This is a genomic window from Shewanella zhuhaiensis (genome assembly GCF_022484835.1).
GTDB classification, from domain to species: Bacteria; Pseudomonadota; Gammaproteobacteria; order Enterobacterales; family Shewanellaceae; genus Shewanella; species Shewanella khirikhana.
Map to the genome: position 1 here is coordinate 649,654 of NZ_JAKUDL010000002.1, position 15,653 is coordinate 665,306.

General features: G+C 55.4%; 15 protein-coding genes. 7 read left to right on the plus strand and 8 right to left on the minus strand.

Translation table 11 applies throughout. The features are described from left to right. Window positions 1–13 precede the first annotated feature (13 nt). From thiE to MJ923_RS08520, 7 genes are all read left to right on the plus strand, one after another. Window positions 14–1,600, plus strand: coding sequence for a thiamine phosphate synthase (gene thiE / locus MJ923_RS08490; protein WP_240590714.1), 1,587 nt, complete (start codon window positions 14–16; stop codon window positions 1,598–1,600). Next, entirely contained in the window at window positions 1,590–2,342 is a 753-nt protein-coding gene (locus MJ923_RS08495) for a HesA/MoeB/ThiF family protein (RefSeq protein ID WP_240590715.1), read from the plus strand. Before thiE ends, MJ923_RS08495 begins: the two co-directional genes overlap by 11 nt. After that, window positions 2,336–2,539 carry a sulfur carrier protein ThiS gene (thiS, locus tag MJ923_RS08500; RefSeq protein ID WP_126167008.1) on the plus strand — a complete coding sequence of 68 codons (204 nt, stop codon included), beginning with the start codon at window positions 2,336–2,338 and terminating at the stop codon, window positions 2,537–2,539. The genes MJ923_RS08495 and thiS overlap by 7 nt, the downstream gene beginning before the upstream one ends. 1 nt (window position 2,540) lies before the next feature. Next, entirely contained in the window at window positions 2,541–3,356 is an 816-nt protein-coding gene (locus MJ923_RS08505) for a thiazole synthase (protein WP_240590716.1), read from the plus strand. Then, on the plus strand, window positions 3,353–4,468 hold the full coding sequence (gene thiH / locus MJ923_RS08510) for a 2-iminoacetate synthase ThiH (RefSeq protein WP_240590717.1): 1,116 nt from the start codon (window positions 3,353–3,355) through the stop codon (window positions 4,466–4,468). Before MJ923_RS08505 ends, thiH begins: the two co-directional genes overlap by 4 nt. A 102-nt stretch (window positions 4,469–4,570) precedes the next feature. Further along, complete coding sequence (locus MJ923_RS08515; RefSeq protein ID WP_126167005.1) at window positions 4,571–4,822, plus strand: chemotaxis protein; 252 nt, start codon at window positions 4,571–4,573, stop codon at window positions 4,820–4,822. 5 nt (window positions 4,823–4,827) lie between these two features. Further along, a complete protein-coding gene (locus MJ923_RS08520) occupies window positions 4,828–6,927 on the plus strand; it encodes a putative metalloprotease CJM1_0395 family protein (protein WP_240590718.1) in 2,100 nt (699 codons plus the stop codon). On the opposite strand, the gene MJ923_RS08525 is transcribed toward MJ923_RS08520, so the two are convergent. From MJ923_RS08525 to cmoA, 8 genes are all read right to left on the minus strand, one after another. Further along, on the minus strand, window positions 6,913–7,815 hold the full coding sequence (locus MJ923_RS08525; protein WP_240590719.1) for a LysR family transcriptional regulator: 903 nt from the start codon (window positions 7,813–7,815) through the stop codon (window positions 6,913–6,915). The two genes, MJ923_RS08520 and MJ923_RS08525, sit on opposite strands and share 15 nt — an antisense overlap. Before the next feature lie 108 nt (window positions 7,816–7,923). Next, window positions 7,924–9,063, minus strand: coding sequence for a DUF3541 domain-containing protein (locus MJ923_RS08530; RefSeq protein ID WP_240590720.1), 1,140 nt, complete (start codon window positions 9,061–9,063; stop codon window positions 7,924–7,926). Further along, window positions 9,050–10,732 (minus strand): M3 family metallopeptidase, encoded by a 1,683-nt coding sequence (locus MJ923_RS08535; RefSeq protein WP_240590721.1) that lies wholly within the window; start codon window positions 10,730–10,732, stop codon window positions 9,050–9,052. The genes MJ923_RS08530 and MJ923_RS08535 overlap by 14 nt, the downstream gene beginning before the upstream one ends. Next, entirely contained in the window at window positions 10,695–11,651 is a 957-nt protein-coding gene (locus MJ923_RS08540) for an alpha-L-glutamate ligase-like protein (RefSeq protein WP_126167000.1), read from the minus strand. The genes MJ923_RS08535 and MJ923_RS08540 overlap by 38 nt, the downstream gene beginning before the upstream one ends. A 1-nt stretch (window position 11,652) precedes the next feature. Next, the gene (locus tag MJ923_RS08545; protein ID WP_240590722.1) at window positions 11,653–13,155 is read right to left on the minus strand and encodes a UUP1 family membrane protein; all 1,503 of its coding nucleotides are present in this window, start codon (window positions 13,153–13,155) and stop codon (window positions 11,653–11,655) included. Between the two features lie 27 nt (window positions 13,156–13,182). Further along, a complete protein-coding gene (locus tag MJ923_RS08550) occupies window positions 13,183–13,902 on the minus strand; it encodes an ATP-dependent zinc protease family protein (protein ID WP_240590723.1) in 720 nt (239 codons plus the stop codon). Window positions 13,903–13,925: 23 nt separating this feature from the next. Next, entirely contained in the window at window positions 13,926–14,918 is a 993-nt protein-coding gene (gene cmoB / locus MJ923_RS08555) for a tRNA 5-methoxyuridine(34)/uridine 5-oxyacetic acid(34) synthase CmoB (RefSeq protein ID WP_240590724.1), read from the minus strand. Then, the gene (gene cmoA / locus MJ923_RS08560; protein ID WP_240590725.1) at window positions 14,915–15,646 is read right to left on the minus strand and encodes a carboxy-S-adenosyl-L-methionine synthase CmoA; all 732 of its coding nucleotides are present in this window, start codon (window positions 15,644–15,646) and stop codon (window positions 14,915–14,917) included. The genes cmoB and cmoA overlap by 4 nt, the downstream gene beginning before the upstream one ends. Between the last annotated feature and the right edge of the window lie 7 nt (window positions 15,647–15,653).

A 15,653-nucleotide genomic window follows, 5' to 3' on the forward strand; every position in this document is an offset into this window, starting at 1 on the left:
CGAGGGCAAGGCTATGGCTGCAAAACCCTTGATTCAAAACGAACTGGCGGCAAGGCCTGTAGTCTGGACCATCGCTGGCTCCGACAGCGGTGGCGGCGCTGGTATTCAGGCCGACTTGCTGACGCTGCATGACCTTGGCTGCCATGGTTGCAGCGTGATAACCGCCATCACAGCGCAAAACTCGGTGGCGGTGACGGCGGTTGAGCCGGTTACACCAAGGATGCTGTGTGCCCAGCTTGAGACGTTAAAGGCGGATTTGTACCCAAGCGCGGTGAAAATTGGCCTTATCGCCAATCAGGCGCAGCTTGAGTTTCTGGCGAACTGGCTTGGGGATAATCTGCCTGGCGTGCCGGTCATTCTTGACCCGGTGATGGTGGCCTCCTGCGGTGATGAGTTGCAGCAGGCCGCATCGTGCTCTCAAGGCACGGCGTCTGTCAGCGGGCTCGATTTCAGTCCCTTTGCCGGAAAAATCAGCCTTATCACCCCCAACAAGGCGGAGCTGTCGTGGCTGACCGGCAAGTCGCTGGCGGATGATGATGCCCTGACGATTGCTGCCGACAGACTGTGGCGCAGCTTCGGCGGCAGCGTGCTTGCTAAAGGCGGTGATTGCCCCTGGCAGCAGTCAAAGGCCAGGGATTTGTTGCTGCTGGGGGATATCGCGACTATTTCGCCGCTGCACCGCAAGCAGAGATTTTGGCTCAGCGGTGAGCGGGTCGCGACTGTGCACAATCACGGCAGCGGCTGCACGCTTTCCAGTGCCATAGCCGCCTTTGTCGCCAAGGGGTTGGTGCTACCCGATGCGGTGCTGCTGGCCAAAGCCTATGTATTTGAGGGGCTCAGGCAGGCAAGCGCTGTAGGTTCTGGTCCCGGGCCACTGGCCCGCACCGGCATGCCTGAGTCCCTTGCCGCTATGGCATCGATTCACCGATTACATGAGAGCCGCAGTCACAGGTTGCCAACCAAGGTGTTTACCCGCCTTGGGCGTGATGTTGGCGTTTATCCCGTGGTGGCCGACATCGACATGCTTGAAACGCTGCTTGAGGCGGGTGCCCAAACTATACAGCTTAGGATCAAGGGTGAAGTGACGCCCGGCAGCGCGGCTGAAGCGGATATCATCCGCGCCATCGCCCTTGGCAGGCAGCATAAGGCGCGCGTCTTTATCAACGACCATTGGCGCCTGGCCATCAGCCATGGCGCTTTTGGGGTGCATCTTGGGCAAGAGGATATAGAAACTGTGCCGCTGGATGCCATCGCTGAAGCTGGCATGGCTCTTGGGCTGTCGAGTCACGGGCTGTTTGAGGCTTTGCTGGCGCTTGAGCTTAACCCAAGCTACCTCGCCCTTGGGCATATTTTTCCCACTACCACCAAGGAAATGCCTTCCAAACCACAGGGGCTGGAGACGCTGGCACTCCTTGCGAAGATTGTCAGCACAGCTGTGCCAACCGTGGCGATTGGCGGCATAGAGGCGGGTAATTTACCCAAGGTCGCTGCTACAGGCGTGGACAGCATTGCCGTGGTGCGTGCTGTGACCGAAGCAAGCGAACCGGCGGCGGCCTTTCGCGCACTCGCTGATGCCTGGGAGAAGCGGAATGCTCGCTGATAAAGACTTTATCCGCTACTCGCGGCAAATTCTGTTGCCGGAATGCGGCGAAGCCGGGCAGCTCAGATTAAGGAACTCCCACGTGGCCATAGTGGGTGTGGGTGGCCTTGGCTGCCAGGCGGCCATGCTGCTGGCCGCGTCGGGAGTGGGGCATTTGTCACTGTTTGATGCCGATAGCGTGGAGCTTTCAAACCTGCCGCGCCAGCTGCTGTTTTGCGACGCTGATTTGGGCAAATCCAAGGCTGTGGTCGCGGCTACGCGCTTACAGACTCGAGAACCAGGCTTAAAGGTATCTGTGTGCGGCGAGCTTAACAGTGAGACCTTAACTCAGCTCGACAACGCCGGGCTGGTGCTTGATTGCACCGATAACTTTGCGGCGCGACATCTCATTTCCGCGTACTGCGCAAAGCAAGGCAAAACGCTTATCAGTGGCGCCATTGCCGGTTTTGACGGGCTGTTGTTTGTGCAGCGGCCCGGTGAAGGTGGCTGCTATCAATGTCTGTTCCCGCCAGGCACCACTTCGGCGCAAAACTGCGCTGCGGTTGGGGTTATGGGGCCCGCTGTGGCCATTGTCGCTTCGATGCAGGCACAACTTTGTTTGAATGAACTGCTTCAACTTCCCTGCGAGGCTGGACGCCTGCAACGTTTCGATTTCAGGCATTTTCGCTGGCATGAAGCCAGGGTGCCTGTCGATCCCCTTTGCCCGGTTTGCGGTAAGGACAAGGAGCGCAAGGCATGCTGAGTATCAGTGTTAACGGACAATCCCATCCAATAGACGACGGCCAGGATTTGGCCAGCTTGGTTAAACATCACTGCGAGCGCGATAGCCATATTGCGTTGGTGCTCAACGGTGAAGTGGTACCGCGGCATCGCTGGGAACATATTCATCTTAAACACAATGATGCGGTTGAACTTTTTGCAGCAGTGGCAGGAGGCTGAGATGCTAAACATTGCAGAAACGGAATTTGGCTCCAGGCTGTTTACCGGCACAGGCAAGTTTGCTTCGGGTAAGCTGATGCAGGATGCCATTGCTGCCAGCGGCAGTGAGCTGGTGACTCTCGCCATGAAGCGGGTGGATTTTAAAGCCGGCAGCGATGATATTCTGGCGCCGCTATTGGAGCGCGGCGTTCGGCTATTGCCCAATACCTCCGGTGCCCGCAATGCTAAAGAAGCGATATTCGCCGCTACGCTTGCCAGGGAAATGCTGGGCACCGAGTGGCTGAAGCTTGAGATCCACCCGGATCCCAAGTATCTGATGCCAGATCCCATGGAAACCTTTGCTGCCGCCAAAGAGCTTGTGAGCCAGGGCTTTAAGGTGCTGCCATACGTGCATGCCGACCCTGTGCTGTGTCGGCGCCTGGAAGAGATTGGCTGCGCGGCGGTCATGCCCCTCGGCAGCCCCATAGGCTCCAATCAGGGGTTGGTCAGCCGGGAGTTTTTGAAAATTATCATTGAGCAGGCGAGCATTCCTGTGGTGGTGGACGCAGGCATTGGCGCGCCTTCCCACGCCTGTGAGGCGATGGAACTTGGCGCCGATGCCGTGCTGGTTAATACCGCCATTGCCTCGAGTGCCGACCCTGTGCGTATGGCCAGAGCCTTTGCGCTGGCAGTGCAAATTGGCCGAGAAGCCTATTTGGCCGGGCTTGGCAGTAAAAGCCTGCATGCCCACGAAACCAGCCCACTGACCGGCTTTTTAAATACAGGCTCATCCACCACGGGCTTGGTTGATTCGGGCATGGCGGAAAAGCTGTTATGAGCCAGGGCTATTTCTCTGAGGCATTTTCGCGCCTGAACCCCGATAGCTTGCGGCTTAAGCTTTACTCCGCCACAGTACAGGATGTGGAGGCGGCGCTGCGGGCACCGGCGGGTAATCTGAACGCGCTGCTGGCACTCTTGTCACCTGCCGCTGAGCCTTATCTTGAGCAGATGGCACAAAAAAGTATGCAGCTCACCCGTAAGCGCTTTGGTGCCAGTATCGGTATGTACCTGCCGCTGTATCTATCCAATCTGTGTGCAAACGAGTGTGATTACTGCGGCTTTTCAATGAGTAACCGCATTAAGCGTAAGACCCTTGATGAAACCGAGCTTACCCGCGAAATGGCCGCCATCAAGGCCATGGGCTATGACTCAGTGCTGCTGGTCTCCGGCGAGCATGAAACCAAGGTCGGCATGGGCTATTTTCGCAAGGTGTTACCCGAGGTAAAGCGCGCGTTTTCCTACGTGGCGATGGAAGTGCAGCCCCTAGCCGAGCAGGAGTACCGCGAGCTGGTAACTCTCGGGCTTGATGCTGTGATGATTTATCAGGAAACCTATCAGCGAGCCACCTACGCTGAGCATCACACGCGCGGCAAAAAAATGGACTTTATCTGGCGCCTGGATACGCCCGACAGACTGGCGCTGGCCGGTATAGACAAGATTGGCCTTGGGGTGCTGCTGGGGCTTGATGACTGGCGCCTGGATGCGCTTTTAATGGGTTATCATCTTGATTATCTTGAGCGAAAATACTGGCGCACCCGCTACAGTATTTCACTGCCAAGACTCAGGCCCTGCACCGGCGGCGTGGCGCCTAAAACCGAGATAAGCGATAAAGGCTTGGTGCAGCTTATCTGCGCATTCAGGCTGTTTAATGAAGCGCTGGATATCAGTCTTTCCACCCGTGAACGGCCTGAATTTCGTGACAATCTGTTTGCCCTTGGGATCACCCAAACCAGCGCTGGCAGTGCTACATCACCGGGTGGCTATTCCGAGCCGGATACCCATTTGGATCAGTTTGAAATCAGTGATGACAGAAGTTCAGCCCTAATCGCTGCTGTGCTGAAATCGAGGGGGCTGAACCCTGTGTGGAAAGACTGGGAGTCCCAGTGGTAAACAGGCGCTCATTCGGCGTTGCTAGGGTGCATTTTTACTGGCAATTGTCGCCATTATGGCCAATAATTAACCCGATCACCAAAACCTGTTAAGGAGGGGACCATGCAAATCCCACCTGCATCTGTATCGGGTGTTAATGGCTTCAACAGCGCGCAAAGCGGTTTGACCCAGGCAACCATCGATGTAGCCCGTAGCGAACCTGCCCAGCAGAGCGCTGAGCTTAAGGCTGATGCGCCGGACAAGACCGATGCCCTGGTGAAAGCCACTCAGTCGGTTAATCAGGCAGAAGCCTCAGCTGAGGTAATTGAAACGGCCGACGAGACTATCGGTACCATTATAGATATTACAGTGTAACCAACATGGTTTCTTCGACGCTGTCTGTTCACCAAACGGCGTCAGCTAATCAGCTCAGGAGTTTAGGCTCCGGGCGAGAAGAGGGCGCTGCACCTAACGGGGCATCCACTGCCACGCAGGGAAAGCACGTTCTTTCATCTCCTCACTCGGCTGTTTCATCTTCAGCTATTTCATCTCAACCCAATGCCGTTGTTACAGGGCCTGCTGCTGCCAGCTTTTCAAATGCTGCAAGCATGTCAGTGCCTGCAATAACGCCAGCATCGATAGGTGGTAATGCCTTCAGCGGCACGTCTGCTGAAGCAAAAAGCATTCAGCCGAGTTTGCGTTTAAGCTCAGGATCAAATTCAGGCCCAGTTTCCAGCTCAAGCTCAAGCTCAACTGCTGATGGTATTGATCACGACTCCTTGGCCGAAGTCCCAACGGGATCTGCTCTAGGCACTGCGACCTTGGCGTTGCCCTCGTCGGCAGCTGCGCCCTCCGTTTCTTTCAATCTGCTGACAGGCCCGCAATCCATCGCTGCTATGCCAGTAATGTCATCTGAACCACGCAACAGTTCCGGTTTAGCAGATAGTGCAGGTTTTACAGATAGCGCAGGTTTGGCAGATAGTGCTGGTTCTGCCGCGCAATATGCGCCTGAAGCTGCCAATATAGCGCTGACGGCATTGGCTGATAGCCCATCTTTTGGTCTGGGCACTGGCCAGGCCTCAGGAGCTTTAACAGGTACCACAAAAGCCGCGGTAAATATCGGGCTTGGTGGTTCATTCAGCGCTGGCCCCGGCAGTGATCGGGTCGGTGGAATGGGAGTTTCCCTGGTTAGCCCCTCTGCTGCACCTGCTGTGACCGCACCTGACTTGGTGTTTAGTGGGTCGCAAACGGCATCAAACGGCTCAGCGAGTGGCTTTGGTATGGGGCTGGGCGTGCCTGACCCGACACCCCGTTTGTCGCCCCAAACGTCATCAACATTTAATGCGCAGGAAGCAGCCCCATCTGCTGCGCCAGTGGTCTTCGGCAGAGATCGCTCCAGTCGAGACATTCAAGAGACAGCGGCGGCTGAAAACCTGGGGCGAGATGCTTCCAAACAAGAAGCTTCCAAACAAGAAGCCGCCAATAGAGAAGCTGAGGCTGCAAAGCGCGAACAGCAGGCTCAGGCAGAGAAGCAGCAAAAAGACGCCGCCAGGCGAGAGCAGCTCAGTAAAGTATTTGAAGATACCGCCGCGCGCAGCAGCACCGAGCCATCCCGAAGTGATACTGAAGATGACGCCAGAGCCAAGGCAAATGCCCAGCGTGAGGCGCAGGCCATGGCCCGGGAAGCAATGGAGGTAAGGCAACTCGAGGCTCGTCAGGAAGAAGTACACGCCCATGAACGTGCCCATGCGGCGGTAGGGGGGCAATACGCCCGTTCACCCAATTTTGAATACGAAGTGGGCCCCGATGGCAAGCGCTACGCCACCGGCGGTGAAGTCTCTATCGATATCGCGCCGGTACACGGCAATGCCCGCGCGACTATCAATAAAATGCAGCAGGTCTATGCTGCAGCGATGGCGCCGGTTAACCCTTCCCAGGCCGATTTAATGGTGGCGGCCGAAGCACTGCGTAAAATCAACACCGCAAAAGAGTCGCTTGTGGAGGAGCGTCAGGCGGCCATGCCAGATAAAGAAGCGTTGGCACCGCTGCTTGGTGCCGATAATGCCATCGATGAACTGCCGGCCTTTGAAACTGTAACCCCTACGCTTGCTGGTGCTAGCCTGGATGAAACGGGCGCATTGGTAAAAGATACGCAACAGGATGCCGTGGTTGAGCAAATCAGCGATCGGGTGAGGGCGTCTTTGGCACAAACCATTTCTATCACGGAAGAGGACGCTGAACAAACACAGGCAGGAGAGAGTTCATCGACAGCGGCAGTTTCAGCGACCGCTGGCAGTACCGCTTCCAGCGTAGACAGCAATCAAGATGAAAGCACCGAAAATCCGCAGAGTGCCAAAAAGGCGGTGGATATCAGCTTGCTGGGTCCACCAAGAGCCATTCTGGCTTACCTCAATGCTGTTGAAGAAGAGTCCGCCTCCGAGGACGACCAACGCTCATCCGGAGTATCACTGACGGTCTGAAATACCGTGCTGCGCTAAAATAAGCTCTTCCAGCGCCCGCCCGGCGGGTCCCTGATCGTCCCTGCTGGGAATAATCAGGTTAATCGGCACCCGCCTGCATTCGCTGCCAATTAAAAACAGCCTGACAAGCTCGCCATCCCGAAGCTCCTTTTCCACCATTTCTTTGGGCAGCCAGCAAAAGCCGCTGCCTGAGGCCAAAATGGCTTTGGCTTCGTGGAAATTACTTACGGTCCAGCGCTGCTCGGCCTTAAGCCATCCGATATCGGTGGCAGATTTATAGGCCGTATCACGAATAACGATTTGTAAATGCTGGGCAAGTGACTTGTCGTCATGGTTTTTGGGTTCGGCCGCCAGCGGGTTGGACGGATGGCAAACCAGCACCAGATCGGCGGTGCACAGTGGTTGGGCGAGAAACCCTTTGGGCGGATTGCCGCCGCACAGGGCAATATCGACCTTCTTGTCGTGTACCAGCTCGTGGGTGCCTGCGAGCACTGAATCAATCACAGTAACCCGGGTGCCGCGGCAATTGGGCAAAAAGTGGTTAATGGCGGCAATCAGTTTATCCATCGGGTAAATGATCTCGCGGGCGATGGTAATTTCAGGCTCCCAACCTTTTTCGAGATTAGATGCGAGCTGCTCAAGCTCCATCACCGATTGTGTGATGTATCGACTGCGTCTTAGCAGCACTTCACCGCGGTTGGTGAGATAGGCTTTGCGGCCACGAATTTCCAACAGCTCGACCCCCAGTTGATGTTGCAACTTGGCCACCGCATGGTTTAACGATGACTGACTCTTATTGAGTGCCGCTGCAGCCTGGGCATAACCGCCATGGTCAACCACGGCCTGCAGAATACGCCATTGCTCGAGGGTGGATTTGGCTCTGTGCATAGTCAAAGATTCGAAAGGATTTAGCTAGATACTGCACCTTTACTTCGATTTTTTGCAATAAAAAACCGCGCCTTTGCGCGGTTTTTATGAGAGCTGGGCGGGTTTGGCTTATTTCGCGCTCTTCTCTGTCTTGGATTTGGCGTCTTTCCCCTGAGTTTTTTCCTTGGCTTTCGCCGCTTTCTCGCTTACCTGCATCGGCAAATACTTCTTGGTAGCTTTGAGCTCGGCCAGCATGGGGCCAGGGGTGAGTTTTTCAGGCCAGCGCAGCAACATCATGGCCAGCATATTTCTGTGTTCACCAAGGGCCAGATCTGGATTTCCTTTGGGAGAGGGAATGATATTGTGCTTTTCATCGAAGGCGTTGACGATATGGTCGCGGGTTTTGGCCACCACAGGATGGGAAGGTTTCTGCGCCAGCAGGAAGCTGACACCGACTTCGGCGATAATATCGTCGGTTGCATCCACAAGGATCCTGTCGATATTGGCTTCGAAGTAATCCAGTATCCAGGCAAACTCTTTTGCGTCTACTTCGGTTTGGTAATAGCCACTTGCGGCAAAGATAAAGTGGGTCATGCCATAGATTTTGTTGCGAAACTGCGCCTTATCAAGCTCTTTGTCCCGCGAAGCCGGATACACGGCATTGAAGGCATCTTTATATTCCTGCAGATAGTCGCCCACTCCCAGCTGCTTTGCCCAATACATATAGTTGGCCAGCTGTGCCGCCCAGGCTTCAATCATGTCAGGTGATGTCAGGCCTTTCTTTAAATCGGTACTTTTGAGCGCGGCTATCATCTGCTGGTGGCAGGGGCCTTCCAGGCCAAACTCATCAATTCTGCTGCCAAATCGCAGTAATACGTCGGTAAAAAACAAAAACTCGGGAATGTCTTCCAGCGCCTTCTTACGGGCTTTGGCCCTTGGTCCTTTGCCCAGAACGCTAATGGCTTCCTCCGATGCTTTTTCTATAAAACCGGGTTTATCCAGATTGCAGGCGTAAAAGCTCTGGGCCTCGGTAACGGCAAACAAGTCGACCAGGGCAGCGTTGGCGTATTTGTCATCGCCGGTCATGCGGTACATGCGAATGCCGTAATGGCCCTGAACCCGTGGCGGTAATTGGTACAGGTGAGTTTCAAGGTTTTGCTGTATGGCGTTGTAGACCCGGTCGATATCGGCCTGGCTGGCGGCAAATGACAGCGGGCTTAAAAGAGCGCTTCCCAGCGCTGCACCTATGAGAGCCTTAGTGAATGTCATGGGCAATGCTCCTTATCAGTTCGTCGCGGCTTATGTTGTGCCCGAGGATTTGCGCCAGTAAGGCGTCGAGGGAAAGTTGCTCGGGGTTGACCAAAAGCCGGGTGAAGATATCGTGTTCGCTAACTTGTGCGTGTTGGTTCAGGTAATGTGAAAGCCGTAAATACCACAGCCGCCTATACAGTAAAGCCCCTTCCTGCATCAATGCCGAGCTGCTTTGATATTGGCTGTCTCTGTCTTGCCACTCACCCTGAAAATGGGTTGAGAAGGGATCTTGTACACTGTCTGAATTGCTGAAAAAGGCCAGCGCCAGTGCGGCGCGGTAATATTCCTGTGCGAGTCCATGGGAACTTGCGAGCGCTTCCCGCTCGGATTTTGGTGGTATCGCGGTGTCCAGCTTGGCAGCCAGCGTTTGAGCCAGCCACTGACTCGCCAGTTGCCGGGTTTCCTGCGAAAGGCTATCGCGGCTTAGCAGGTAATAGCGCTGGCTGCTCGCCATCTGGCTGATGGCATCGCTGAGCGTTTGAAGCAGGCGCTCTGCCTGTTCGGCGCCTTTGAGTGCTTTGGGCATACTCAGCAGTCCCTGAGCAAACTGACGGGTGAATACTGCGCGCCGGGTCATGTCGAGGCGCGGCTTGGCGCCGTCGGCAATCATCAGTTCGCCAAGAAGACGGCCATCGAGCCACAAACGCCAATGCCTGGAATGAATGGCTTCGGCCTGAATGCCAAAATCACCGAGCGCAGCAAATGCCTGACTCAGGAAGCTGGCGCTGTCCAGGGTGTCAGTGTGGTTTTCTGCCTGCTTGAGTGCCAGGCCAATATTCCAGGGAGCCAGGGCTGGCGCAGGACGAGTGCTGGCCAAAAAGTCATTTACCCGCTCCTGGGTTTCAAGAAAGCTTCTGCTTAGCTGCATATCTGCAAAACTGGCAAACCCCGCGCGCCTTGCCTGCGCCGTACGGATTTGCTGAATAAGCGCAAGGCTTGCACTGCCGCTGCTGTTATCACGCCGCTGAAACGCTTTCCAGGCAAGCTCCCGGCAGTGTGAATCAGGTTGATGGATAAGATAGCTGGCCATCTGGCGCTCGATGGAAACCGGCGCGGTTTGTGCTTCTTCGGCAGCTGCCGTGTCGGCGCTGCTGGCGTGGTGTCCGGCAATACTGCACTCGGGTGCGGTATTGAGTGAAAAGCCCTCCCGGCGCCGGTGAGACATAAAGCTTGCTTCACCGCTGTGTAGCCTTGCTTTGTCATCCTGCGGCAGTTGGCTCAGGGTCATAAAGGCCATGGCGTTGCCAAGCGCGGCAATTTCGCTGTCTTGGGTTTCACTAAAACTTGCAGATAAGCGTGAAAATGCCGGACTGGCGACGATAGTTGCAACCTCATCGGCTAAACGGATTTGGCAGCTCAGCAGTGAGTCCCGCACCGCAGAAGGAAGGGGCTTGGCCAGGAAATAACTTAACTGATCGGCAAGGTTATTCAGCCCAAGCGTGAGACGGTCAAAGTCTCGGGCTTGGTCGGCACTGCCCTTTGCGCTGTTTTCAGCGAACCCTTGGCTGAAGTCGCTCGCAAAAGAGAGCTGCTGACACTGATGTGTCAGCAGCGATAAGGGTTCGGCAACAGCAGTAGAGACGTGGGCGCTAGAAATCAGCGCCAGCGCCAAAATGGATTTTCGCATAGGCGACCCTGTCATCCACTGAAGGGGTGTGGTTGCCAAGTGACTCAACGTGTTTGAGCCGTGGCAGGAGTCCCTTGCCGTTGGCGATTTGAATGGCAAGGCCAGGACGGGCGTTGAGCTCAAGCAGCAACGGGCCTTTTTCGCTGTCGAGTACCATGTCGGTGCCAAGATAGCCAAGCTCGCACATCTCGTAGGCGCTGGAGGCCGTTCTCAGCAGCACATCCCAATCGGGCACCTGAATATCCATCAGGCGACGCCCTGTATCGGGATGAAACTCGATTGGCTCGTTAAACTGCACCGCTCTGAGGCCTTTACCTGTGGCGATGTCGATGCCAACGCCAACGGCGCCCTGGTGCAGGTTGGCCTTGCCGTCAGAGGCAGCGGTGGACAAGCGCAGCATGCCCATCACCGGGTAGCCTTTAAAGACAATCAGGCGGATATCCGGCACCCCTTCGTAGCTAAAGCCATCGAACACAGGGTCGAACTGAATAAGGCCTTCCACAATGGCCACATCGGGCTTACCACCGAGTGAGAACAGGCCGCTGAGGATGTTGGACACGTGGCGGTCGATTTCGCTTGGGGTCACTTCATTGCCACTTGGCTTGAAATAACGGCCATTTTCGACCTTGGTGATCACCAAAATCCCTTTGCCGCCAGAGCCTTTGGCAGGCTTGATCACAAAGCCGCTGCGATCCAGCACCATCTCCGGAATATCGGCGATTTCATGCTGCTCTTTCACCACACCAATCAGGTCGGGTACGGCAATGTCATTGGCAAGCGCAAGCTGTTTGGTGGTGAGCTTATCGTCCACCCGCTTGTAATATTTGCGCGGATTATAGCGACCTATGTAGTCGATATTGCGCTTATTCATATTGAGCACGCCGGCGCGGCGCAGCTCCCATGGCCAGGCATATCGCATATTATTCTCCTGCCAGTGGCTTGAAGCGCTTAAGCTCCAGCAGGCGATAGCCGGTGTACTGACCCATCAGCATAACCAGCGCCAGAATAACCAGGTGAATACCCAGGAAATTGAATACCCAGTGCTGTACCCAGGTGGCGCTCATGGCGAGATAGGCAAGGGTAGCAACCAGCAGGCTGCCGCCGCCCTGAAGTACCACTTCCTTGGCGCCTTCTTCTTCCCAAAGGATCGACATACGCTCGATGGTCCAGGCCAGAATGATCATCGGGAAGAAGGTAATGGTCAGGCCTTCACTTAGGCCAAACTTGTACGACAGCAGGGTGAAAATGCCGATGATGCCGATAACCACAATGATCACCGCCGATATTCGTGAAATCAGCAGCAAATTGAGGTGCGACAGATAAGAGCGGATCATCAAACCACAGGAGACAATCAGCAAAAAGCCCACCAAACCGGTAACCAGGGTGGTTTGGATAAACGCCAGCGCAATCAGTACCGGCATAAAGGTGCCTGAGGTTTTAATACCTATGATCACCCTAAGAAACACCACCATCAGCACGCCGATTGGAATAAGCAGGATGCCCTTGAACAGGCTTTGCTCTTCCAATGGCAACTGATACAGGGAGAAGTCCAGTCCCTGACCCACTTCCATCATGTCGATGGAGGTCGACAGTGCAGGGCGGGTTTCCATCAGCATGGAGAAGTTCACCTGAGAGTTGTTGCCGCCAATCACGTCCAGCACCGATTTGCCCTGACGCTCCCACAGCAGCAGGTTTTCAGGGCGGCCTTCGTTGCCGTTGCTGGCATCGAACAGGTGCCACTCGCCTTTGTCATACACTTCAACAAAGCTCACCAGTTGCTGACGGCGACGCTGATCTTCAAGGCGCAGCGCAGATACTTCGCGGGCGGGAACCCCTTTGGCCGCCAGCAGATTGATAAATAGCTTGGCAGGGCGATTGGCTGTCAGCAGCAGCGCCAGATTCTGGCTCTTGTCGCCGCCAACCAGACGCACCAGTTGCCGTGCGTAGGACAGGTTGGAGCCACTCTGTGCCCAGGCTTGGTCAATGATTTCTTCGGCTGCAGCTTTCTCGGTAGCGGCCCACACAGGGGCTTCGGGCGTGGCGGGCTCATCGTCATCGACCAGACGCGTCTGACCTGTGGGTACCAGGGTGACCTTATAGTAGAGGTCCTGCTGACCGCTGACCTGGCGTTTACTCCAGATGGCGCGGCGTCCCAGCTCATCATCAATAATCGACAAACCGTAGCCAGGCGAGGTGGTGTGCTCCATCAGCACTTCGTAGGCGGGATCCTGCGGCAGTGCCAGTGACACTTCACCTGCATCACCCTGGCCAACAAAGCTGACCTTGGCGTCGATGGCCCAGGTTTCTACCTGCTGCCCGGGCAGAAAGGGCACTCTGTGTTCAATGCCACGGTAAATGCTGCTTGCCAAGCCAACGACAAACAGCAAAAAAACGAGAATGTAAAAAGGCTTACGTGAGTGCATCTGCTCTCCTTGGCGTGAATTTGCCTGTTACTTGCCGTGAATGAAACGTTGGCCTACATCGACAACGGCAATGTCTTTCATAAATTTGCGGCCAAGCAGCAGCGGATAATCCAAATGGCTGCGATCGGTCAGGTTCAAATCGGTTTCGGCACTGAATTTGCCGATTTTCAGGTGGGCGTGGATCACCGGACGGCGATCGTCAGTTTCTGTGTCCTGTTTGATGCGCACAAAGCGCACCACCTTGGCTTCGAAGGTGGAGGCGGGTTTGTCTTCGCCCTGAGTGAACACATCGAAGCGTACCCATTGGGTACCGTCGCGCTCAAACAGCAGAATATTACGCGCATCCAGCGAAGAGCTTTCGGCGCCGGTATCAATACGGGTTTCAAAGCTGGTTTTCAGTTCTTCAACAAAGACATTTTCCACTTCACCCAGCATGAATTTATCACCAATGGCGCTGGGAGGGCATTCCACCTGAGGTTGACTCGGCGCGGCTGTGGCCTGCTTTTGCCCCAGGGTTTTAACTTCCTGATCCAGGGCGGTAATGGCGTTTTCAAGCTCAGCTATTTGAGCGCGGGAGTCATCTTTTACGGCACTGATGGCGGCCAGCAGTTCAGTTTGCTGGGCAGCCATGGCCTGCTTGAACTCGTCGGCATTCACAGGCTGCGGGCCTGTGGGCTGGGGCGTTTGCGTCATGGAACAACCCGCGGTCAGGGCGATGATGGCGATGGCCAGAGTGTGTTTTAACATGTGCTTGCTTCCCTTTCGCGTTATCAATCAAAATCCTGGCTACTGCGGTTTTTTACCGCAATAAAGGTGGCCCGTTTCGGGGCGGGGTAGCCTTCTACTGTCAGGCTGACATCCTGTGGGTCGAGGTAATCGACCAGAGACTCGTTTTGCATCCAACCGGTAGCACGCTGCTCTGCCAGCGAGGTGACATCCAGATTCACACAGCGCACGTCGGTAAAATCACATTTTTCCAGCCACAGCTTAAGCGCTTCTATGGATGGCAAAAACCATACATTATTCATCTTGCCATATCTATCGCGGGGCACCAGAACTGTGTCCTTATCGCCATCGACTACCAGAGTTTCGAGCACAAGCTCACCGCCCATACGCAGTTGATCCCTAAGCTGCAGTAAATGATCAATTGGCGAGCGTCTGTGGTACAGCACGCCCATAGAGAACACAGTGTCGAAGGCATCCAGTGGCGGCAGCTCTTCAATTCCAAGCGGCAGCAAATGCACAGGCGAGTCAACGTCTATTAAGCGTTTGATGGCTTCAAACTGGCATAAAAACAGCGCCGAGGGGTCGATACCCACTACGCGTTTGGCGCCTTCACCCAGCATACGCCACATGTGATAGCCGCTGCCGCAGCCAACGTCGAGTACGGTTCGGTTAGCCAGTGGGCTGATGTGGGGCGAAACCCGGTCCCACTTCCAGTCACTGCGCCACTCGGTATCGATGTGAATACCGTGCACATGGAACGGGCCTTTACGCCAGGGTGAGAGGATGCGCAGCAGGTTTTCTAGCTTTTCCTGCTGGCCTTCACTGAGCTGAGCGCCACTGCCGATAGTGACACTGTGCAGCAAATCCAGCTCATCGGGAGCCGGAAAATTCAGTTTGGCGAGCACCTTTTCCCACTTGGGCAGGTTGCCGTGTTTGTGGCTTCGCTGCCACTCACCGAGCACGGCAGGCAGGGTTTCGAGCCAATGCTGTAAATTGGTATCGGCGATTTGGCGGTAAAAACTGGAGAAACTGATCACTTGATGGCCACCATGGAGGCAAAGTTGAAACACTGAAACCAGAGGTCGGCCTGGGTAAAGCCGGCCTGATGCAGGCGCGCCTTGTGCTCATCCAGAGTATCCGGGATCAGTACGTTTTCGATGGCGCTGCGCTTTTGGCTGATTTCAAGCTCGCTGTAACCATTGGCACGCTTGAAATCCAGATGCTGGGCATCGAGCAGCTGCTGAATGGCATCGTTGTTGAATTTGAGTTTTTCTGACAGCACCAGTACGCCGCCGGGCACCATGCCGTGCCAGATCCGGGCGACAAGCGCATCACGATCGGCAGGGGGCAAAAACTGCAGAGTAAAGTTCAGCACCACCATGGAGGCATTTTCGATTGCCACATCACGAATGTCGGCCAGATGAAACTCTACCTTAGTGTCACTGACATAGGCATCGAGGTTTTCCCGGCAACGGGCCAGCATGGGCTCGCTGTTATCGATGGCATGGATACAGACGTTGCGGCCTTCCACCTGACGGCGGATGGATAGGGTGGCGGCGCCAAGAGAGCAGCCAAGGTCATAAACCTGAGTATTCGGGCTAACCAGACGACCGGCAAAATCGCCAATGGTGGCAATGATTTGGCTGTAGCCAGGCACCGAACGGCGGATCATATCGCCAAAGACACCGGCTACCCGGTTGTCGAACTGAAAATTGCCCTGATGCTCACCGGGCAGCGCAAACAAAGTATCTTGTTGATTGGTCATGTGCTGT

Coding starts and splice junctions, on each gene's coding strand:
- thiH (WP_240590717.1), top strand. CDS start 3,353: ATGAGCCAGGGCTATTTCTCTGAGGCATTTTCGCGCCTGAACCCCGAT.
- MJ923_RS08525 (WP_240590719.1), bottom strand. CDS start 7,815: ATGCACAGAGCCAAATCCACCCTCGAGCAATGGCGTATTCTGCAGGCC.
- cmoA (WP_240590725.1), bottom strand. CDS start 15,646: ATGACCAATCAACAAGATACTTTGTTTGCGCTGCCCGGTGAGCATCAG.
- MJ923_RS08530 (WP_240590720.1), bottom strand. CDS start 9,063: ATGACATTCACTAAGGCTCTCATAGGTGCAGCGCTGGGAAGCGCTCTT.
- MJ923_RS08520 (WP_240590718.1), top strand. CDS start 4,828: ATGGTTTCTTCGACGCTGTCTGTTCACCAAACGGCGTCAGCTAATCAG.
- MJ923_RS08515 (WP_126167005.1), top strand. CDS start 4,571: ATGCAAATCCCACCTGCATCTGTATCGGGTGTTAATGGCTTCAACAGC.
- MJ923_RS08535 (WP_240590721.1), bottom strand. CDS start 10,732: ATGCGAAAATCCATTTTGGCGCTGGCGCTGATTTCTAGCGCCCACGTC.
- MJ923_RS08545 (WP_240590722.1), bottom strand. CDS start 13,155: ATGCACTCACGTAAGCCTTTTTACATTCTCGTTTTTTTGCTGTTTGTC.
- thiE (WP_240590714.1), top strand. CDS start 14: ATGGCTGCAAAACCCTTGATTCAAAACGAACTGGCGGCAAGGCCTGTA.
- MJ923_RS08540 (WP_126167000.1), bottom strand. CDS start 11,651: ATGCGATATGCCTGGCCATGGGAGCTGCGCCGCGCCGGCGTGCTCAAT.
- MJ923_RS08495 (WP_240590715.1), top strand. CDS start 1,590: ATGCTCGCTGATAAAGACTTTATCCGCTACTCGCGGCAAATTCTGTTG.
- MJ923_RS08505 (WP_240590716.1), top strand. CDS start 2,541: ATGCTAAACATTGCAGAAACGGAATTTGGCTCCAGGCTGTTTACCGGC.
- thiS (WP_126167008.1), top strand. CDS start 2,336: ATGCTGAGTATCAGTGTTAACGGACAATCCCATCCAATAGACGACGGC.
- MJ923_RS08550 (WP_240590723.1), bottom strand. CDS start 13,902: ATGTTAAAACACACTCTGGCCATCGCCATCATCGCCCTGACCGCGGGT.